General features: G+C 35.9%; 25 protein-coding genes. All 25 read right to left on the reverse strand.

Translation table 11 applies throughout. The features are described 5' to 3' along the window. Positions 1 to 44: 44 nt before the first annotated feature. The gene (nth, locus tag ACZ5R4_RS02575; protein ID WP_109984284.1) at positions 45 to 704 is read right to left on the reverse strand and encodes an endonuclease III; all 660 of its coding nucleotides are present in this window, start codon (positions 702 to 704) and stop codon (positions 45 to 47) included. 12 nt (positions 705 to 716) lie between these two features. After that, a complete protein-coding gene (locus ACZ5R4_RS02580) occupies positions 717 to 1,391 on the reverse strand; it encodes a DnaD domain-containing protein (protein ID WP_109984283.1) in 675 nt (224 codons plus the stop codon). Between the two features lie 123 nt (positions 1,392 to 1,514). Further along, positions 1,515 to 2,807 (reverse strand): asparagine--tRNA ligase, encoded by a 1,293-nt coding sequence (gene asnS / locus ACZ5R4_RS02585; RefSeq protein ID WP_109984282.1) that lies wholly within the window; start codon positions 2,805 to 2,807, stop codon positions 1,515 to 1,517. 36 nt (positions 2,808 to 2,843) lie between these two features. After that, complete coding sequence (locus tag ACZ5R4_RS02590; protein ID WP_277677952.1) at positions 2,844 to 4,025, reverse strand: pyridoxal phosphate-dependent aminotransferase; 1,182 nt, start codon at positions 4,023 to 4,025, stop codon at positions 2,844 to 2,846. Positions 4,026 to 4,046: 21 nt separating this feature from the next. Beyond that, on the reverse strand, positions 4,047 to 4,574 hold the full coding sequence (locus tag ACZ5R4_RS02595) for a hypothetical protein (protein ID WP_054787991.1): 528 nt from the start codon (positions 4,572 to 4,574) through the stop codon (positions 4,047 to 4,049). Continuing rightward, on the reverse strand, positions 4,540 to 4,713 hold the full coding sequence (locus ACZ5R4_RS02600) for a YpmA family protein (RefSeq protein WP_109984279.1): 174 nt from the start codon (positions 4,711 to 4,713) through the stop codon (positions 4,540 to 4,542). Before ACZ5R4_RS02600 ends, ACZ5R4_RS02595 begins: the two co-directional genes overlap by 35 nt. A 127-nt stretch (positions 4,714 to 4,840) precedes the next feature. Further along, a complete protein-coding gene (locus ACZ5R4_RS02605; protein ID WP_464368042.1) occupies positions 4,841 to 5,629 on the reverse strand; it encodes a ComEC/Rec2 family competence protein in 789 nt (262 codons plus the stop codon). A gap of 66 nt (positions 5,630 to 5,695) precedes the next feature. After that, entirely contained in the window at positions 5,696 to 8,377 is a 2,682-nt protein-coding gene (gene dinG, locus ACZ5R4_RS02610; RefSeq protein WP_464368043.1) for an ATP-dependent DNA helicase DinG, read from the reverse strand. A 75-nt stretch (positions 8,378 to 8,452) separates the two neighbouring features. Further along, a complete protein-coding gene (panD, locus tag ACZ5R4_RS02615) occupies positions 8,453 to 8,836 on the reverse strand; it encodes an aspartate 1-decarboxylase (RefSeq protein ID WP_054787983.1) in 384 nt (127 codons plus the stop codon). A 27-nt stretch (positions 8,837 to 8,863) separates the two neighbouring features. Further along, complete coding sequence (gene panC, locus ACZ5R4_RS02620; protein ID WP_054859377.1) at positions 8,864 to 9,715, reverse strand: pantoate--beta-alanine ligase; 852 nt, start codon at positions 9,713 to 9,715, stop codon at positions 8,864 to 8,866. A gap of 2 nt (positions 9,716 to 9,717) precedes the next feature. Then, entirely contained in the window at positions 9,718 to 10,554 is an 837-nt protein-coding gene (gene panB / locus ACZ5R4_RS02625; RefSeq protein ID WP_464368044.1) for a 3-methyl-2-oxobutanoate hydroxymethyltransferase, read from the reverse strand. A 14-nt stretch (positions 10,555 to 10,568) separates the two neighbouring features. Next, positions 10,569 to 11,546 carry a biotin--[acetyl-CoA-carboxylase] ligase gene (locus ACZ5R4_RS02630; protein ID WP_109984274.1) on the reverse strand — a complete coding sequence of 326 codons (978 nt, stop codon included), beginning with the start codon at positions 11,544 to 11,546 and terminating at the stop codon, positions 10,569 to 10,571. After that, a complete protein-coding gene (locus tag ACZ5R4_RS02635; protein WP_109984273.1) occupies positions 11,533 to 12,723 on the reverse strand; it encodes a CCA tRNA nucleotidyltransferase in 1,191 nt (396 codons plus the stop codon). The genes ACZ5R4_RS02630 and ACZ5R4_RS02635 overlap by 14 nt, the downstream gene beginning before the upstream one ends. After that, on the reverse strand, positions 12,716 to 13,846 hold the full coding sequence (gene bshA / locus ACZ5R4_RS02640) for an N-acetyl-alpha-D-glucosaminyl L-malate synthase BshA (protein ID WP_464368045.1): 1,131 nt from the start codon (positions 13,844 to 13,846) through the stop codon (positions 12,716 to 12,718). The genes ACZ5R4_RS02635 and bshA overlap by 8 nt, the downstream gene beginning before the upstream one ends. 30 nt (positions 13,847 to 13,876) lie before the next feature. Further along, on the reverse strand, positions 13,877 to 14,269 hold the full coding sequence (gene mgsA, locus ACZ5R4_RS02645) for a methylglyoxal synthase (RefSeq protein WP_109984271.1): 393 nt from the start codon (positions 14,267 to 14,269) through the stop codon (positions 13,877 to 13,879). Between the two features lie 9 nt (positions 14,270 to 14,278). Then, a complete protein-coding gene (gene dapB, locus ACZ5R4_RS02650; RefSeq protein WP_054787982.1) occupies positions 14,279 to 15,079 on the reverse strand; it encodes a 4-hydroxy-tetrahydrodipicolinate reductase in 801 nt (266 codons plus the stop codon). 3 nt (positions 15,080 to 15,082) lie between these two features. Continuing rightward, positions 15,083 to 15,421 carry a nucleotide pyrophosphohydrolase gene (locus ACZ5R4_RS02655; RefSeq protein WP_109984270.1) on the reverse strand — a complete coding sequence of 113 codons (339 nt, stop codon included), beginning with the start codon at positions 15,419 to 15,421 and terminating at the stop codon, positions 15,083 to 15,085. 138 nt (positions 15,422 to 15,559) lie between these two features. Beyond that, positions 15,560 to 16,231, reverse strand: a complete 672-nt coding sequence (locus ACZ5R4_RS02660; protein ID WP_109984269.1) for a zinc metallopeptidase — start codon at positions 16,229 to 16,231, stop codon at positions 15,560 to 15,562. Positions 16,232 to 16,356: 125 nt separating this feature from the next. Then, a complete protein-coding gene (locus tag ACZ5R4_RS02665; protein ID WP_054859371.1) occupies positions 16,357 to 17,076 on the reverse strand; it encodes a sporulation protein YpjB in 720 nt (239 codons plus the stop codon). 88 nt (positions 17,077 to 17,164) lie between these two features. After that, positions 17,165 to 17,758: a lipoprotein heptaprenylglyceryl N-acetyltransferase LhaT gene (lhaT, locus tag ACZ5R4_RS02670; protein ID WP_425454575.1), complete on the reverse strand. Its 594-nt coding sequence runs from the start codon at positions 17,756 to 17,758 to the stop codon at positions 17,165 to 17,167. 166 nt (positions 17,759 to 17,924) lie between these two features. Then, positions 17,925 to 18,701, reverse strand: a complete 777-nt coding sequence (locus ACZ5R4_RS02675) for a menaquinol-cytochrome c reductase cytochrome b/c subunit (RefSeq protein WP_054859370.1) — start codon at positions 18,699 to 18,701, stop codon at positions 17,925 to 17,927. A gap of 27 nt (positions 18,702 to 18,728) precedes the next feature. Further along, positions 18,729 to 19,403: a menaquinol-cytochrome c reductase cytochrome b subunit gene (qcrB, locus tag ACZ5R4_RS02680; protein WP_109984267.1), complete on the reverse strand. Its 675-nt coding sequence runs from the start codon at positions 19,401 to 19,403 to the stop codon at positions 18,729 to 18,731. A gap of 3 nt (positions 19,404 to 19,406) precedes the next feature. Continuing rightward, positions 19,407 to 19,910, reverse strand: coding sequence for a QcrA and Rieske domain-containing protein (locus tag ACZ5R4_RS02685; RefSeq protein WP_054859369.1), 504 nt, complete (start codon positions 19,908 to 19,910; stop codon positions 19,407 to 19,409). 120 nt (positions 19,911 to 20,030) lie between these two features. Then, a complete protein-coding gene (locus tag ACZ5R4_RS02690; protein ID WP_054787978.1) occupies positions 20,031 to 20,489 on the reverse strand; it encodes a DUF2487 family protein in 459 nt (152 codons plus the stop codon). Positions 20,490 to 20,691: 202 nt separating this feature from the next. Beyond that, positions 20,692 to 21,258, reverse strand: coding sequence for a ReoY family proteolytic degradation factor (locus tag ACZ5R4_RS02695; RefSeq protein WP_054859368.1), 567 nt, complete (start codon positions 21,256 to 21,258; stop codon positions 20,692 to 20,694). Positions 21,259 to 21,268 lie beyond the last annotated feature (10 nt).

Below are 21,268 nucleotides of genomic sequence, written 5' to 3' on the forward strand. Positions count from 1 at the left end.
AGTGCATCGTGATCGATGCACTGTTTTTCTATTGGCAGAAAATCTTAATTTGCTGTTTCTGTTTTTCTCATTCTTTTCTTTCCCTCACGACAAAGATCTAATAATGGACAAATTCCGCATTGTGGATTTTTGGCTTTACAGTGATATCTTCCGAAAAAAATAAGTCGATGGTGTGTATCACTCCACTCCTCAACCGGAATTTTGCGCATTAGCGTTTTCTCCACTTCTAAGACGCTATCCTTCCATCTACAAATACCTAATCGTTTGGATACCCTTTCCACATGAGTATCCACCGCAATAGCAGGTTCATCAAAAGCAACAGAGGCTACGACATTTGCCGTCTTCCTCCCCACTCCTGCTAATTTTTCTAATGCTGCCTTTGAATTTGGTACAACACCGTCATACTCATCAATTAAAGTTTGACAAAGCTTGCGAATATTTTTTGATTTATTGCGATAAAGACCAATTGATCGGATATCAGCTTGCAATTCTTCTAGTGATACATTCACATAATCTTCTGGCGTGTGGTATTTGTTAAATAGATCCTTTGTCACTTTATTTACTAGTGCATCTGTACACTGCGCCGATAAAACTACTGCAATTAATAAATCAAAGGCATTGCGATGGTTCAATTCACATTCTGCATCTGGAAACATATCTGCAATGGTATCTAATACAAAACGTATTTCTTTCTTTGTTAGCATAACCTTCTCTCCCTAATCCTCTAACCAGTTATAATAAAGTGATTTTTTTGAAGAATTTGTGTTATTCCCTTTATTGTCTATTTTCTTTCCATGAAATGCTTTGCTTGATTCTCTTGCTTGCACTGGAGATTGAATCCCTTTTTTCTTCCAATCGAACAGAATCCGATCAATGTAATTAAAATTTAATTTACTCATCAAAACAGCTTCTCTTAAAGCAGCATAGATTAATTCAATCGAATGTTGTTCCCCGTCTAGCCATTGATTTACTCGTTCGATCTCAAACGGTGATAGTGGCCTACCGAACTCACGTTCAAAACGCAGGAACATTTCCCCTACCTGCTTGTCCTCCTTATCCTCTTTGCCATCATTTTCTACAAATAATTTATTCCAAAGAGGTTCTAAAGAGTAGATTTCTTTGATAACATCATCATTTTCTTCTTCTTCAATTTTCAAAAATCCTTGCTGAATCAATTGTCGTAATAAACCAGAACATTCTTCCATCGACATCGTTACATGCTGAGCGAGCTGTTCAGGTGTTGGAAAGTAAATCGTATTTTTCTGTGAAATGTAAATTTGAACGAGTAACATCACTTGTTTTTCATCCAATCCTAGATCTTTATAGTGATATAATAAAGAAGTAGGTATATTGATCTGATCAAATAAGACATTACTGATCTTGTCATTCATCTATGTTAACCACCTTCTGGTACGTCTTTTAAACGTATTCCCTCATACCTATAATAAATAGTATAATCCTTTGCATCAACTGCAAAGGATTATACTTAAACGAGATACCGTCATGTTCAAACGTTAAGGATATAGTCTATTAAGTAATCGTGGAAACGGAATGGTTTCTCTAACATGGTCAACACCACTAATCCATGCCACCGTTCTTTCTAAGCCTAAACCAAATCCCGCGTGGGGAACACTGCCATATTTACGAAGCTCTAAATACCATTCATAGGCATCCCCTATTAATTCATGCTCCATATATCGCTGCTTCAAGAGGCTCAAATCATCAATTCTAGCAGAACCACCGATAATTTCACCATAACCTTCTGGTGCAATTAAGTCAGCACAAAGTACAACATCTTCACGATCTGGATCTGGCTTCATATAGAATGCTTTAATGTCTTTTGGATAATGGGTGATGAATATAGGCTTATCAAAGCTTTCGGCAATAGCTGTTTCATGTGGTGCACCGAAATCCTCCCCCCATTCAATATCTGTAAAGCCTTTTTGTTTTAACAGTTCAATCGCTTCGTCATACGTAATTCGTGGGAATGGTGCCTTTATTTTTTGAAGCATTTCCAAGTTTCTTTCCAGCGTATTTAATTCTAATGAACAATTAGTGAGAACAGATTCTGCGATAAACTGTACATAGTTTTCTTGGATTTCTAAGCTTTCTTCGTGTGTGGTAAAGGCCATTTCAGGTTCTATCATCCAAAATTCAATTAAATGTCGTCTAGTTTTTGATTTTTCTGCTCGAAAAGTTGGTCCAAAGGAAAAGACTCTTCCAAGAGCCATTGCCGCAGCTTCCATATATAGCTGTCCACTTTGGGATAAGTAAGCTTCTTCCTCAAAATATTTGGTATGAAATAGCTCCGTGGTCTCCTCTGCTGCAGTACCTGTAAGAATTGGTGGATCTATTTTGACAAAATTTTCTTGCTCGAAAAAACGATAAGTAGCTTGGATAATTTCATTTCTAATCTTCATAATCGCGTGCTGCTTCTTAGACCGTAGCCATAAATGACGATGATCCATTAAGAATTCTGTCCCGTGATTTTTTGGAGTAATTGGATAATCTGTCGCTTCTTGAATAAGTTCGATATGCTTCACTTGCATCTCAAAACCAAATGACGAACGTGAATCTTCGACAATCTTTCCCGTTACATATAAAGAAGATTCCTGTGTTAACGACTTTGCTTGTTGAAATATCGTTTCATCGACATCTGCCTTTACTACAACCCCTTGCATAAAACCTGTTCCATCTCTCAATTGCAAAAATGCTATTTTACCACTTGAACGCTTGTTAGCTAGCCATGCTCCAATGGTCACTTCTTGGTCCACAAATTGATGGACTTTGTTTATGGTTACTTTCATTTATCTCACCCGTGTTTTTTAAATGTTTTCGTGTTTTTATTGATGATTTTCTACAAATCGCTTGATGCGAACGGAGGCCTCTTCTAATTGGTCTAAGGAAATAGCATAGGATAAACGTACATTATCAGGTGCTCCAAAGCCTGAACCAGGGACAAGCGCTACTTTTTCCTCTTCCAGTAGTGCTGTTACCCAATCATCAACAGAATCAAAGCCATTTTTTTGGACTGCTTCTTTTACATTTGGAAACAGATAAAAGGCACCTTTTGGCTTCACACATTTAATTCCTGGTATCTCCGTTAACCATTGATAGAGCTTTTCTAGCCTCTCACTAAATGCTTTTCTCATAGCTTCTATCTCGGAATTTCCACCATTATATGCTGCTTCTGCAGCAATTTGAGAAATAGATGTCGGATTAGAAGTTGAGTGAGAAGCTAAATTTGTCATTGCTTTAATAATTTGTTTATTACCTACTGCATAACCGATTCTCCAGCCCGTCATGGAATGGGATTTGGATACACCATTTATGATAATTGTTTGCTCTTTTAATTCTTCTGATAATTGGGCAATGGAAAAATGCTCCGTACCTGTGTAAATGAGCTTTTCATAAATTTCATCAGAAACGATAAAAATATGATGCTTTAAACATATCTTACCTAAGGCTTCTAATTCTTCCTTTTCATACATAACCCCAGTTGGATTACTAGGTGAATTAAGAATTACTGCTTTCGTCTTATCTGTTATCGCATTTTCTAATTGCTCTGGAGTTATTTTAAATTCGTTCTCTTCCTTAGCATTGACGAAAACTGGTTTCCCCTCTGCAAGTTTAACCTGCTCTGGATAACTAACCCAGTATGGTGCAGGAATAATGACTTCATCGTCCTTGTTTAATAATACTTGAAATAATGTATATAATGCGTGTTTTGCACCAGTTGTGACAATTATTTGATCTAGATCATAGCGCAGTTCATGATCCTTTTCCATTTTATTTGCGATCGATTGCTTTAAGCCAGGTGTTCCACCTGCTGGAGTGTATTTCGTAAAGCCATCATACATCGCTTTGGAGGCAGCCTCTAATATATATTCCGGTGTATTAAAGTCTGGTTCGCCTGCACCTAAACCAATTACATCATGCCCTGCTTGCTTTAATTCTTTTGCCTTTGCAGTAATAGCTAATGTAGATGATGGCGTTAATGTTTGTACTCGATTGGCTAATTCCATGATTATGTTCACCCTTCTTTTTTAATATACTGGATTTAATGTTAAACGGTATTCAGACAAATCATTTAACAAAACATGCTCATAAACAAGTCGCTCTTGATCATCCAAATATTTAATTTCTAAGCTTGGATTTTCATTCAATAAACCGAAATTTGATCCTAATAAATGACAAGATGTACATCGTTGCTTCCAATCTTCTAGTATTTCATCTTGTGTGTAAAAGGATTCCATCGCGTAATCTCTATATTGGAATACCTCTTCATCCTTATACACATAAATAAGTAGAGCTTCCTCATTGATGTTTTCGGCTTCTATGACATAATATAACTGATTACCATGAAACCGTTCGATACTGTGTATATCGTCAATCTTTAAATCACTCTCGAGCAAAAAGTTCTCTACATCTGAAAAATTCGCTGTCTTGGTTTTCATAATCCCTTGATAAGTATGTACACAAAAGTAAAGAAATGCTCCTAATAAGATGACGACAACAACAGATATCCAAAATGACTTTTTAAGTTCGATAGATAGTAAATATTGCTTTCTCATCATTATCCTCACTTAATGTTAAACCGAACATTAAATTGTCGCCCTTTAATGTTCGATTTAAACCATCCACTATTTTATATAAATCATCATGAAAATCTACCTTCACCGTGGATAAGGTAACAATTTTTGACTGACTCATTATTATACCCCCATAAGCCGACTTTCATATACTCTATTTTGCGGTAGTTCTTCATTTTTTTCAACTAAAAACCTTTCAAAAACTGCTTTTTGTACAAGCATAACATGAACAAACCTTTAGGAAATAGTTAGGACAACAGTTCATAGTCTGATTGGGACATTCTCACATATACCGTTCCTGACTGTTTTAGAAAATAAATATCGATCCACGAGGCGTTAAGCCTTTCGATTAGATCCTCATTGATTTCATGCTTATTACTATGGAATATAATACTGATGATAGGGTTTATTTGTTTTAACAGTCTTTGTGAAGGAGATTCCCCACTTCCAAACTCGGCAATTTTCAAAATATCTACTTGCCTATGCTGATCGATTAGCTTTGGCTCAATCGAAATATTCCCATCATTTAAAAATAACACGGATTCTTCTCCATAATGGAGCATAAAACTGATTTCATCGTCCTTACTAATATCAATATTTTGTACCATTAAATGATCAAACAACGTATAAATCTTGTCGGATTGCCATTTTTCAATTTTGACTGATTGATTTTGTTCCATTTCAAATGATTCTGGCAAAATCGCTTTATTCACATGGTATTTTGTAATAACATTTTGGAGATTCCCACTATATGCTTCTTCTTCATTTGAAATAATAACTTGATCTATTTCTGTAATCCCCATTTGCTTAAGCTGCTCATTCAGGCTTTTTTCACTTTTTACAGAGCCTGTATTGATGAGAATATTGTCACCATAATAATTAGTAATTAATGTTGCTTCCCCGTGTGGCAGATTAAAGAATACCATATCTATTTCCCCATTTTCCATTCCGTTCTCATCTTGCCAAGCTGTTTCGATAATCGAGAACAGACTGAAAATAAAAAGAAGAAATAAATGTGCCCATCTACTTTTTAGCATGATCCATCCTACCTTTTAATCCATATTTACAAATAGGATTGCTCAATTGTTCGATATTTATCAGAGTCAAACATTTACTTTTTTTAACAATTGATGTAATGGCTCATACGATAAAGGGACATCAGGAATGGATTCTAAAAAATATTTGCCATATCTTTTTTTCATTATACGATCATCGAACACGAAAATGACACCACGATCTGTTTGCTTGCGAACTAATCTCCCAAAGCCTTGTTTAAACTGAAAGACGGCTTTAGGTAGAGATAATTCCATAAAAGGATTTCGATTTAATTTCTTATAGTATTCGGCTTTTTTTGTATATACTGGATCACTTGGTGATTGAAAGGGTAATTTTACAATGACTAAACACGACAGATCCTCCCCTGGAATGTCAATTCCTTCCCAAAAAGCATTCGTACCCAACAGTATAGACTGCTCAAAAGAGCGAAAATGCTTAATCAATCGATTTCGACTACCGGTTGATAAGCCTTGTCCGATGATCATGTAATCCTCTAAGTCTTCCGTCTCTTTCAAAAGATAATACGTTTGCTTTAACATATCATAAGAGGTAAAGAGAACGAGCATTTTACCTTTGATTAATTTTGCTAAAGAGAGAATAGCTTCACTTGTTGCAAAAACAAACTCATCATGTTGAGGATAACGAATTTCAGGGAAATCGCTGGGAATCATTAACTGTACGTTTTGATCATATGGAAAATTTGCTTTTAATTGATAGCAATCAACTTCTTTTTCCTTTAATCCAAAGCTTTTTCGCATATATGCAAAGGATTGTTGGATCGTCAAGGTGCCACTAATCATGATAATTCCTTTTTTTTGTGTGAATAGATGGTTGGTCAATTGTTCCGTTGCTGAGAACAGTTCACGGTAAATATAGACAGCGTTCTCTGCTCCATTTTGATCAATCTCCAACCAAGTCACCTCAGACTCTTCGCTCAAAAGTAATAAGCACTTCAATTTATCTGAAAATTCCCTTAACTCCAAAAGATATGTCTCACGATCAATTAGGTTAGCTTCTGCCTCCAACAATTGTTGGGATAGCAAGTTTAAAAGCTCAATAGATCTATACACACCGTCTCGAATCACTGTTTTATCCCTGTCGAATGACTCTAAATCCCATAAGCTTTGAAGTCTACCGCGATCATTATAGGTTTTATTTTTGTTATTATTATCTTTCACGAACAAAAACAGTAATCGAAATAGGCTGTCAATTTCATAATGTGTATCCTTTAATATCTTGATAAGCGGATCTATTTCTCCTAGCGATTTTTCTAATCGTTGAAAAAATGCACTGAGTTCAAAATAGTTTAACGAATTACCAAGATAACGTGAAGCAACTGTGTCTAAGCGATGTGCTTCATCTAAAATAAGATAAGCATAGTTAGGTAATAGCTTATCTGTTGAAACAATATCAAGAGACAACAAAGCATGGTTGGTAATGATAATATGAGAATGTTTTGCCTTTCTTTTCATTCTCTGATAAAAACAAGCAGAAGACCATGGTGATGAGGAGTCTTGCTTATCTACCACCAATTGTTGCTTCATTTGTTGATCCTTCTTTGGTAATTGAATTTCATCTAAATCCCCAGTAGTTGTTTCGGTTAACCATACTAGAATCATAGCCTTAATTAGAAGATGATGGTAACTATTTTGCGACCTATCTTGATAAAATTGAAAAAATTTCTCGATGCTTAAATAATTTTGCTTCCCTTTCACTAATGTCACTTGTAATTCTTGTGAAAAGAAAGAGAATACTTTATGCATATCCTCGTCTTTTAGCTTTGCTTGAAGATTCGTATTAGATGTACTAATCACTACGGGTTCTTTACTGTGTATCGATTGGTAAACGGCTGGTAGTAAATAGGCAATAGATTTACCTATTCCTGTTTCTGCTTCGATCATTGCATATCTATTCCTCTGAAATTGATCATAGATGGTTTCACTGATCCATTGTTGATCTTTTCTTCTTTCATATTCTTGAAACTTTTTTTGCAAATAGCCATTTTCTCCATAGAATCTGTCTAAACAATCTTGAAATGATAATGCATATTTCTCTGCTTCGGGCTTTTGATATTCTTGCCAGTTCTTGATGGCTAAGCCGTTGTAGTTACATAAATCGTGACGAATTGCTGCCTCTTTTTCATCTGGTAACAAGATAGCTAAGTCTGATTTAAGCTTCACCGAAATATCTAATAACTGATTGATAACTTGTATAGGTAATGAATTTATTTTATTCATTAATAAGAGTAATAAATCAGCTGTTACCAAGGCATCAGAAATAGCACGGTGGGGCTGATCGTGTGTCAGGTGGAGATGTTGAGCTAATTCACCTAATTTATAGCCTGGTGCTCTTGGAAAGAAAATTCGTGATAATTCCACCGTATCAATAATTGGAGGCTGCAATGTCGCCAACCCTGCTTGCGTCAACTCGTCATTCAGGAAGCTGAGGTCGAAGTTAATATTGTGTGCAACCATAATAGCATCGTCTAATAGAGGGATGAGATCATCGGCTACCTCAGAAAAACTAGGTTTATCACGTATTTGCTCCTCTGATATAGAGGTTAATTGTGTAATAAATGGGGGAATTCCGCTTTTTGGATTAATTAACTGATTGTATTGCTTCACGATTTGGTCATTTTCGATCACGACAATACCAATTTCGATGATCTTATCACCTTTTGCTGGTGAATGCCCAGTTGTTTCCACATCAATCACGACAAATTTTTTCATTGGATCACGCCTTCTTTTCTTCCATGATAGAAAAACTCTTATCAAGTGAGATGATAAGAGTTTTAACATTCCTCATTAACCACTAGTTAGTGGTGGTTCTTGATGTATGATTTCTAGAATATTATTGCGATTATCCATAATCGCTACTTTTGGTTGAAAATCCTTCAGCTCCTCTTCTGTTACGAGAGCGTAGGAAACAATTATAATGATATCATCAGGTTGAACAAGTCTTGCTGCAGCACCATTTAAACAAATCGTTCTACTCCCTCGTTCTCCGGGAATAACATATGTTTCTAATCGTGCGCCGTTATTATTATTAACGATTTGGACTTTCTCATGTGGTAAAATACCAACTTCATCCATAATATTTTCATCAATCGTAATACTTCCTACATAATTTAAGTTTGCTTCAGTTACTCTAGCCCGATGAATTTTGGCTTTCATCATCGTACGTAGCATATGTTTTCCCCCTAAACATACGGTTCATTAACTCTCTACTTGTATAACTATATTATCAATTAACCTTGCTTTTCCAAAAAAAACAGCTAAAGCAATAATAATTTGTCCACCAATCGTTTGGATAGGCTTCAATTCTGGATAGGATAATAGTTCCACATAATCCAGCTTTCCATCCGTATGTAAACTTAAATATTTTTTTACTTCCTCTATTATGATAACAGGATTAATTTCTCCGTCAATGATTAATTGCTCTGCTAATTTTAAACTTCTATACAGATGTGGAGCTTGCTTACGTTCTTGATTAGATAAGTATATATTACGACTACTTCTAGCAAGTCCATCATTTTCTCTAACGGTTGGTACTGGTTGTATTTGAATAGGAAAATTTAAATCTTCAACAAGTCCTTGAATCACCGCTACCTGCTGGGCATCCTTCATCCCGAAATAAGCAAAATCTGCTTTAGTGATATGAAACAATTTCGATAGAACGGTCACCACTCCATCAAAATGGCCAGGTCGTCGTTTACCACATAAAACATTCGTTCTGTTTTGGACTGTCATGGAAACGGTCGGTTCACTTGGGTAGATTTCCTGCACATCTGGAAGAAACAAATAATCAACTTGATGTTTTTTTAATATATCTATATCACGTTTTTCGTCACGCGGGTATTGATCAAAATCCTCATTTGGTCCAAATTGAAGTGGATTTACAAAAATACTGACAATCGTGACTTCGTTCTCTCGGATAGACGTTTCCATTAAAGTGGTATGCCCTTCATGTAAATAACCCATTGTCGGTACAAAACCAATCTGTAGATGAGCATTTTTGAGTTCGTGTGAAAGGGTAATCATGTCGTTTACTTTTCTGATAATCTTCATGGTTACTCCTCCAATTGTAATTCCTTAGCAAGTGATTCTTCCATTAAGAATGTATGAGATTCAGTTGGAAATTGTTGCGTTCTAACTTCATTGTTATATGTCTTTAACGCCTCTTTTATAAGATCGCCAGTTTGTGCATATTTTTCTACAAAAGAGGGTGTATACGAAACACCATATTGTAATAGGTCATGAAATACAAGAACCTGACCGTCGCAATCCTTTCCAGCACCAATTCCGATCGTCGGGATAGAAAGTGATTTTGTAATATGTTTTGCTAATCGATCCGGTACACACTCGAAAACAATACTAATCGCACCATTTTGTTCTAACTTTTTAGCATCATCGATTAATTTTAGGGCAGTTGCCTTATCCTTACCTTGCACCCGATAGCCTCCTAAGACATGAACTGATTGAGGTGTTAAACCTAAATGTCCAATGACAGGTACCCCTGCATCCGTAAGCTTTTTAACCAATTGTAAAACATCTGGGGATGCACCCTCGAGCTTCAATGCTTGAGCATTAGTTTTTTGCATTAATCTCTGTGCATTTACCATAGCCTGTTCCATTGAAATGTGATAGGACATGAAGGGCATATCCACTACGACAAATGTATTTGGTGCACCTCGTGTTACAGCTTTTGCATGATGAATCATGTCTTCCATTGTTACTTCCACGGTGGATGAATATCCTAAAACTACCATTCCTAACGAATCTCCTACTAAAATCATATCCATTTCAGCTTCTTCTACTATTTTAGCTGATGGAAAATCATATGCTGTTACCATCGTTATTTTTTCATTATTTTTTTTCATTTCTTTTAATTGAATGGTTGATTTCATAAAAAATTCCCCTCTTACCAATGAATTTCTGCACTATAGATCGTTTCTAGTTGTTGATTTTCCTTTTTGACAATTAAAGCACCTTCATCATTAATACCTTGAATGGTAGCGGAATAATGCGACTTAGGAGTTTTAACTTCCACTTTTTCATTTAATTTATATGCATAGTTCATCCATTTTTGTTTTGTATGATGGAATCCATTTTCAAGATAGTGATGATAATGATCTTCAAAATTCTCTAGGATAATTTGGATTAACTCCTTGCGATTCCATTCCTTTCCTGTTTCAATCGAAAGGGAAGTCGATTTATTCTTTAAGTCCTCTGGAAAAGTAGCCAATGTTTGATTGACATTAATCCCAAAACCAATAATTAAGTAGTCTATTTGATCAAGCTCTGCCTGCATTTCTGTTAAAATGCCGCATATTTTTTTTCCGTTTAAGTAGAGGTCATTTGGCCATTTAATCTGGATATCTGCATTCGTTATAAGTCTTAATGATTCCACAATACTTACTGCTGTAAATAACGTCATCTGGGAAGCATGATGTGGAGGGGTGTCAGGTCGTAAGAGGATGCTTATCCAGATACCCTCTGGGTGGTTAGATTCCCAGCTTCTGTTCATCCTTCCCCTACCCTTTTTTTGTTTATTAGTGATGACAACTGTGCCATGTTCCGCATTTTTTCTCGCCAGCCGATGAGCGTAATCCTGTGTAGAATCCATTTCTTCTTGAAAATAAACTTTTTGTCCTACCCAGTTTGTTTGTAAATCCCATTTAATCGAGCTTTCGCTGAGATCAGAAGAACGATGAATTAACTTATAACCTTTTCGGGGGGCAGATTCGAACTGATACCCATCTTTTTTTAATTCATTAATATGCTTCCAGACAGCGGTTCTTGATATACCTAATTTGTCTGACAATGTTTGGCCAGAAATATAGTCTTCTTCATGCTTCGCTAATAGCTGTATCAATTGATTGCGTTTAGAATCTTTCATTTAATATCCACTCACTTATTTTTTTTGAATCATTTTCAATTTCCCCGTTGACTACTGCTTGTTCCACACGTTCTAGATTTTTTTGTATCCAGGGACCTTTCGATCTTTCAGGAAAACATTTCATCACATCTTTCCCATTAATATCAAGCTGAGCACGAGAGTTTATAGGTAGGTTCCTCTTTATATCAATTATTTTTTCCATAGTAATCGGTTGTTTTGTAAAGCTTGTATAAACGGCTACAAAGGAAGAGATAAGACGTTCCGGTAAAAGATACACAGCCCATTTCCATTGATTTTCGTCATATAAAATATCAAAAACTTTTACGAGTAGATTAGCATCCTTCTTTTGTTGATTAGATAGTTTCCACTTGCGTGACCATGCTGAAATGGGGGTATTTCGTTTTAGTAAATGTGCCCATGCGATAAATGCGGTCATACTAGGGAAAGGCACTTTTAATTTCTTTAACTGATTTTGAACCTCTACGTGTTCTGATAAAAGAGGTAAATGTGAATGAATGCCAGTTTCCAATAATAGCTGCAGGCCTTTTCTCATATAAGAGCCTGTAAGAAGCTTCTCCCATTCTACTGCTATTCTTTCTACTGCGATATGTTCTAATAATAGTGCATTTTTTTGAATAGCTTTTAAGGTTATCGGGTCGACAGCAAAACCAAGCTGGCTACTAAATCGGACAGCTCGCATCATCCTTAACGGATCCTCTTGTAATCGATGATTAGGATTACCTACCATTCGAATGATTTGAGCCTTAATATCACTTTCTCCTCCGAATGGATCAATGACCTTGAAATTGCGAGCCATTGCTAATGCGTTCATCGTAAAATCTCTTCTTGACAGATCTTCTTCTATATCCGAGACAAAAGTCACACTATCTGGATGTCTGTGGTCTTGATAACCACTTTCTTTTCGAAAGGTTGTGATCTCAAAAGATAACTGCTGGGACCGAACGAGCACAGTCCCATGTTTAATGCCTGTAGGAATTACTTTATCAAATATTTTCATTATATCTGCAGGCAAAGCATCTGTCGCAATATCGATATCTGATATAGGACGGTTAAGCAGATAATCGCGTACAGCACCACCTACTATAAATGCTTGAAATCGATTAGATTCTATCTGTTCAATGATTTTAAAAGCATGGGAAAATAACCATTTACTCATGTCCCACTCCTAAAACTTTTTGATAAAGTCTTTCATATTGGTTTCTAATTTGGTCTGAAGAAAAGTTAGTTTTCACATGATTAATTGCATTTCTAGAAAATTGTAGATACTTCTCTTTATCTTCTAATAAAGTAAGGATTCGATCAGCGAACGCTTGCACATCTCCTAGCTCTTCGATATAACCATTTTCTTTAGGTTGGATCACTTCTGGAATTCCACCTATATTTGTTCCAATACATGGAACACCACAAGCCATTGCTTCTAATAATACTAAACCAAAGCTTTCTTTTTCTGATAATAATAGATTGATATCAGAAATAGACAATAATTCTGGAATGTTTTTTTGCTTTCCAAGGAAATGAACAGACTCACTAAGCCCTAGCGTTTTTACTAATTCAACAATTTGGCAGTATTCTGGGCCATCTCCAATCAGGAGAAGCCGGGCAGGAATCTGTTCATTTACTTTCGCAAAAGTTCGAACAACGTCTTCTACTCGCTTCACTTTACGAAAATTAGAAATATGAATAAGTACCTTTTCCGAATCTTGAATTCCGTATTTTTCCTTCAGATTGGTGTTTTGAAGCTTATAATATTCTTTCTCATTAACAAAGTTATATATGACCTCGATCTCTTTATTTGTTTCTAGCATGTCTTTGGTTTGCTGTACCAGGCTATGAGAAACCGCTGTAACCGCATCAGATTGTTCCATTCCGAATTTAATGATTTTCTTTAAGCTTAAATCAATTCCTAAAACTGTAATATCTGTACCATGTAATGTTGTGACAATTTTTGTTGGGTGTTTCGCCATTTGCTTTGCCAAAATAGCACAAATAGCATGGGGCATTGCATAATGCGCATGAATAATATCCAGCTTCTCATTATCGATAACCTCTGCTATTTTGGTTGCAAGTGCTAAATCATACGGCGGATACTGAAATACTGGATAATGACTCATTTCAACCTCATGAAAATAGATATTAGGATAAAATGAATCTAGTCTAAAGGGTACACTAGAGGTGATAAAATGAATTTCATGCCCTTTTTCAGCAAGCATTTTCCCAAGTTCTGTTGCGATAATACCAGAACCGCCTACAGAAGGATAACATGTAATTCCTATTTTCATATACAAAACCTACCTATCTTCCAATTGTGGTTATTTTAAATTTCTCCAATTGAAGAATCCAGCGTCGAGCGCACGAATTAACACCTCTGCACCACCCAAATTCGTAACTAGAGGGATTTGGTAAACATCACACAACCTTATTAGTGCAGTAATATCTGGTTCATGGGGTTGTGCTGTTAAAGGGTCTCGAAAGAATATCACTAAATCCATTTCATTGTTTGCGATTTTGGCACCGATTTGTTGATCCCCACCAAGTGGCCCTGATTGGAATCGATGAATCGTTAACCCTGTCGCTTCATTAATTTTTTTTCCCGTCGTCCCTGTTGCAAATAAGGTATGTTTTTCTAAAATGCTCGTATAGGCAATGGCAAAGGTTACCATATCCTCTTTCTTCTTATCGTGAGCTATTAATGCTATGTTCATCCTCATCACCTATTCTAATATATTTTCTAACCCATAAACGAGTAGATCTAGCTTTATTACTTGATCAATAGCAAGTTTAACTCCTGTCATAAAGGATTCTCGATGAAACGAGTCATGCTTAATCGTTAAATTTTCCCCTTTTGAACCAAAAACCACTTCTTGATGTGCGACAAGTCCTGGCAGCCTCATGCTGTGAATTCTCATACCATCTACATCGGCTCCACGTGCCCCTGCAATCGTTTCTTTTTCATCTGGATGTCCTTGCTGTTTGGATTCTCTTACTTCTTTAATTAAAGCAGCCGTTTTAACAGCTGTACCAGATGGTGCGTCTAATTTACGATCATGATGCTTTTCAATGATTTCTACATCTGGAAAGTATTTTGCTGCCCATTTAGAAAATTGCATCATTAATACTGCGCCAAGTGCAAAATTCGGTGCAATAATGACACCAATTTCTTTTTCCTCTGCTAAGTCTGTTAATTCCTTCAATTCTTCCTCTGTAAAGCCTGTTGTTCCGACCACTGGACGAACTCCGTTTAAAATAGCTGTCTTCGTATGTATGTAACCAAATTCAGGAGTTGTTAGGTCTACCAATACATCTGCTTGAACGGTTGATAAGCATTCTTCTATATTCGTATAGATAACAGCATCTAAGTTTGGCAGTTCTTCAAATTCTTGTATGTTTTTTCCTTCATACTTATGGTCAAGGCAAGCAACTAGTTCTAAATCTGATTGTTTTTCGATCATACGAAGTGCTTCTGCACCCATTTTTCCTCTAGGTCCTGCCACAATAACTTTAATTTTATCCAATGTTTATTCCTCCAGTTCTTTCTTGGTCCATCGATTCTTGTCTCTTGTTTCAATTTTTGTCATGGCTTGATCAAAAGCTGTGCCAAGATTTATATTTTGTGAATTAGCGAAGCTTATCATGACGAAAAAAAGATCACCGAGCTCTGCTTCGATCGTATTTTCTTCTTCTGTAGATTTTTTTGGCTTTTCTCCATATACATGGTTAACCTCTCGCGCAAGTTCACCGATCTCTTCAGTGAATCTTGCTAACATACTCATTGGTGAGAAATAACCTTCTTCAAATTGAGAGATAAAAGCATCGACTCGTTTCTGCATATCCTGGACACTATCTTTATTATACATTCTAATACCTCCTTAAATAAAGTATAACATTCCTTCCTAATCAATGAAGATTTATCGACAGCTTGATTTATTACGAACGGAAATACTTTTTCTCCATATCAAAAAAGCAGATGCTATATACATCTGCCTTAGGAAATACTATTCTTCACTTAATAGGAATATGGATGCAAAGCGGATGAGCTCTGCTACTGCAACTAATGCTGCAGCGACATAGGTTAATGCTGCGGCGTTTAGTACCTTTTTTGTTTGTCTCTCTTCATTGTTGCGAATGATACCTGATGAAACTAATTGTGCCATTGCACGGTTCGATGCATCAAATTCCACAGGCAATGTTACTAATTGGAATAATACAGCAAACGCCATAAAAATAACTCCAATTAAGACTAAGTTCATTTGCCCAAGAAGGAAACCTGCTATGATAAAGATAAACGACATTTTATCTCCAAAGCCCGCAATTGGAACAAGACTGTGACGGAAACGTAAAAATGCATAGGATTCTGCATCTTGAATGGCATGTCCTACCTCATGTGCCGCAATAGCTGCAGCTGCTGCAGAATAGCCATGATAGTTATCACTGGACAAGCGAACTACCTTTTTCCTTGGATCATAATGATCGGAGAGTGTTCCTCTTGTCTCTTCAATTGAAACGTGATACAGGCCATTATCATCCAGTATTTTTCTAGCCACTTGTGCCCCTGTTACCATATTCGAATTCATTACCTTAGAATATTTCTTATACGTACTTTTCACCTTTGATTGGGCAATTAAAGGTACGGCAATGAGTATTACAAGATAAATCAAATACCCCATTTGTCATTCCTCCAAGCATTCTATATAGGTCAATTTTAGTCAAAAAATGAACATCTGTCAATTTGTACGCTTATTTTAAATAGTGTGTTTTTTATGTGGGTGCTTTCACATGGTGAAGCTATGAATTATTTTCCTTCTGCTTTATACCTTACCCAACCGACATAGGATAATGACAAGAAAATAAATCCACCTACTACTAACATCAACCAAAGTAGATAATTTTCTTGTTGCTGTTTTTGTAAGCTTTCTAAATCAATTAGCGACATTTGCTGAAATACTGATTCTAATGTGGAATCTTGCTTCCAAGTGCTGTTTTGATATAATTCATCAAAATCAGCTTCTAGCTCCTTGTATTCCCCTTCCGGAAGATACATCTTAAGTACTGGTGAGATTACCTCCCATTGATACATAACCGCCTTCACTTGGCTCTCTGTTACCTCATTAGAATGAAGTATTTCTTGGATGGAGATTTCTAATTCTTCCTTCCATTTGTGCCAAAGAGGTGCTTTTTTATTCACGATCGCGTCATATACAACGACTAATGTCTGAGCTTGTTTCATTTTTTCATAATCGGACACAGAGCTATTCGGAAGGTTTTGCATATTTAATTCCACCATATTTTCAAAGCTTTGACGGAAAGATGGAGCATTCTCCTGCACTTTATTCATTAAGTCTAACTTTTGTTGTTCAAGCTTTTTCCATGCTAAATCATAACGTTTTTCTTGTACCAGTCTTTCAAAATGGACTAATTGTTGTTTTTCAGGTTGTGCATTCACAAGTGATGTTATAAAAGTAGCAGTAATAAAGATAAGAATAAATACGCAAAATAAATATTTTCTGTCCACTCAAACCCCTTCTTCCATACATTCCTTATACTTAATGTATGAAGTGTCCAAGTTAGATATGTCAGTTACTCTATACTGTTTGGAATAATTAAAGGGATTTAGAATGAACTTTTTTCTCTTTCGAATAAATCGTCTTAAAATAGGCGAATAGGATACAAGCGATACTTAACCAGAAAGTAAAATAACCTATATGATCAGCGTATTCAGACAAGCTTCCATATGTAGGCATCATTCCATAAACGTAATCAATGATCTCATTATGTAACAAAAAAATGGACGCTATCGTTAAGTGACGTAATGAAAAAGTATATAATGGAGAGTAAATATAAGCTTGTAAAGCCATAGCTCCATGTGAGACCATCAACATATATCCAGTCCACGGTAATTGCCCATCCACCACTAAGGTAAACAGATTCATTACTACCGCCCATATCCCATATTTTAAAAGTGACACAAAGGCTAAGGCCTCAATCGTTCGTACAGTTTTCCCATTAAGATAAAACAATAAAAATAAGGTGAAAAATAAACTGGCAGTAGGACTATCTGGAACAAACGGGATAAAGATGGCAGGAGTTTCAGCAATTTGGGATTTATACCAGTAGTACCCATAAATAGTTCCGAGTAAATTGATGGTGAACAAGGCTATTAGAGAATAGCGATTAAAAAATAAGTATTTTAACAAAAGGATACCCCCTCATAAAACAAATAATTAGATTTGTTACGCATAGATATATGTGATAGCTATGGTGAGAATTCCAGTCTGTGATTCCAATCTCTATTCACAAAATTTTAATCACTTCAATAACAGAAAGGAAAAACCCTCGCCTACAAACAGACGAGGGTTAAGACTACTCTTGTTCTTCGTTTACAGATACGATAAATTCTGCTAATTGTTGTAATTCTTCATCAGAGCCCTGGAATTGGTTTGCTGGCATGCTACCAATACCATTCACTGCAATATCCTTGATCTCATCAACACTATAATCGATTCCAATAAGGGTTGGTGCAGCCGCTCCACCTTCTAATTCCCCTCCATGACACTGCATACAGCTTTTTTCAAAAACTGCATAGCCAGGGTCTGAAGTGTCAATTTCCACTTCACTAGGTAGTTCCGGTTTATTATTTTCAGCTTTTGCCTCCCAATCAACATGAGCAGCAGCTTCGTAAGTTAACCAAAATACAGCAACAAAACCTAAAATCATTAGTGATGTAGTAATTGGTCGTTTATGTGGTCGTCTCTCTTTTCCTTTATCTAAGAAAGGAGCTAAAAATAAACCACCAAATGCAAGACCAGGTATGATAAGTGCTCCTAATACAAAATATGGTCCGCTTGCAAACTCATATTTTAGTAATTGATATAGAAATAAGAAATACCAGTCTGGCAATGGTATGTAAGAAGCATCCGTTGGATCAGCAATCTTCTCCAGTGGTGCAGGATGGGCAACGGTTAAACATAAAAAGCCAACAAGAAATACCGCACCTACTAACCATTCTTTCAATAGAAAGTTAGGCCAAAATGCTTCTGTTCTACCAGGATATTCAGAATAATCTTTTGGAATAAATTTTTGCTTTTCAGCAGGAATTCGAGAATCCCCGACAAACTTCATTCCCTTTCCTCTCTTCACTGAAATCCCTCCTTTACAACGTTAATTTTATAGCGGACCAGAAATCCCTTGTTTACGAATCATAATGAAGTGAACAGCCATTAAAACAAACAATGCGGCAGGTAAGAAAAAGACATGGATCGCAAAGAATCTGGCTAATGTCTGTGCACCTACGATAGAAGGATCTCCATTTAACAATGTTTTAGCAAATTCACCGATCAGTGGAACTTGTTCTGCAATTTGTAAAGTTACTACTGTAGCAAAATATGCTTTGTTATCCCACGGCAATAGGTATCCGGTTAATCCAAGTGCAAGCATAACAAAGAAAATAAGCACACCTACCATCCAGTTAAGCTCACGTGGTTTTTTGTAAGCACCTTGGAAAAATACACGTAAAGTATGTAAAAATAGCATGACTATAACAACACTGGCACCCCAATGATGCATCCCTCTTACAATCTGTCCATGAGCTACCTCTGTTTGTAGATAATAAACAGAACGCCAAGCATTTTCAATATCAGGAACATAGTACATCGTTAAAAACATACCTGATAGAATTTGGATAACCGTTACAAAAAAAGTTAATCCACCAAAGCAATAAACAAAAGCAGAAAAATGGTGTGCAGGGTTGACATGCTCTGGCACTTCATGATCTGCAATATCACGCCAAAGTGGTGTAATATCTACACGCTCATCAATCCAATCATAAACCTTTTGTAGCATTCATTAAACCTCCTGTCTTGGTACGGGTTGTCCAAGAAATAAAGTGCCATCTCTCACTTCAAATTCATATAAATCTAAAGGAGCATTTGGTGGTGTATTTGGAACGTTTTCTCCACTTTTATAATAACGCCCACCATGACAAGGACAATAAAATTCGTCTGGTTCATTTGTAGCCCAGTTCACCTGACAACCTAAGTGCTTACATACAGGTGATAATGGAATTATTTCATCTTTTTCATTTTTGTAAACCCATGCACTATGGGTTACATCGGACGTATACCAAGCATCAACTTGTTCCACTGTCCAATCAAATCTTTGTGGTTCCTTTGTAATTTCAGAAACTTCAACAACAGCATGCATTTCACTAGCACTTGATGCTTTTAAAACGGGATCAATTGCAAAACGAACCATTGGTGCGAGCATGCTTGCGGCCATAAATCCCCCAACACCTGTTAATGTATAATTTAAAAATTGGCGACGGGACACTTGTTGTTTTTTCTCCGACATCATTTACCCCCCTCTACACATATTCCGACTTCATGGATTATAATCTCTTATTATACTAGGACATTACTATGATAGCGCAAACTTTTAAGATGGTCAATAAAATCTCCTTTTAATTTCATTCTAGTCCCAATACGATTGAATCAATTCACTAATTTGGCTTATTTGTTCCTGTATCCATTTCTTTGTTAACTCTGTTGGCTGTGCTTCAATCGACGTCGCAGGAAGCCAAATTAACTGACCATCAAGATCTTTTTCTTGCTTTCTCCAATTCACATCAAAGGTTAATAAAAAGACATGCTTAAAATCTGCTTGAAAATCATGAATCCATTGATTCATTCTTTTGATTTCCATTTCCATATTTTTATCTTTCTTATATGTATACAATGGACTTAACATCATCCTACCAACATAATTTCTTTCTAATTCAGTTGATAACAATTGTAAGGATTGATATTGATTGGACAGCTTCACAGCTTCTTCTTCCTTCTCGTAAGAAATTGGAGCTAACGGAATACAGACAGTATCTACATATTCCTTTGATTTATAATAGACCTTTAAATCATCCTTGTCCCATTTCATGAAGATTTCCTCCCCCCACTAGATCGCCATATATATTCTTTTAATATACTTCTATTCATATGTATTACCTTATAACCATTCAATTAGTGAAGGAAAAGCTAGTAACGATCTTTTAAAATGCAAGAAAAAAACGAATTCCATCTACTTTCTCAAAATGAAATTCGATCAATAAGAGAATCTGTGTATAAACAGTTCCTATTCATTAATCATTATACCTATAATCTGACAAATTATCCAGCTTTTTTAAAATTTCTGTATAATTTAAAAACATTTCTTCATTTTTTTGATCTAGTGCTTCATTAATTTTTTGTTCGATTTTGGCTTTTCTAAATTTATATAGAGAATAATCAAGCCACAGATCCATCTCCTTTTTGTCATGACTTGATAAAAAATAGTCATCAGGAATAAAAGGATTATCCTCCAAAACATTCATGTATTGGACACTTTGTTGCGCACCTTTAAAATTTAATTGAATGTAAATTGGTTCGTCATTGTGTAATCGAATATCATGAAAGGACTTATCTGCATCGGTTGTGACAATATGCTTTTTATAAAAGCGGAATGCGATTTCTTTCGAACAATGTGTTGAAATAATCATTGCCCTTGGGCAAAATCTGGCTTCTAAAACAAAATGAACCTGTTCTAGAACTTGTGAGTGGTTTAATAAATAATTTAAAATCCACACACTTTCTCTCTTTTTTAGTTGGTAATGGCCAAGAAACCATTGAATAAATGTTTTTTTATCTTCTACACTTACTGATGTTTCCAATTTGCTATTC

The sequence above is a fragment of the Gracilibacillus sp. JCM 18860 genome (assembly GCF_055395245.1).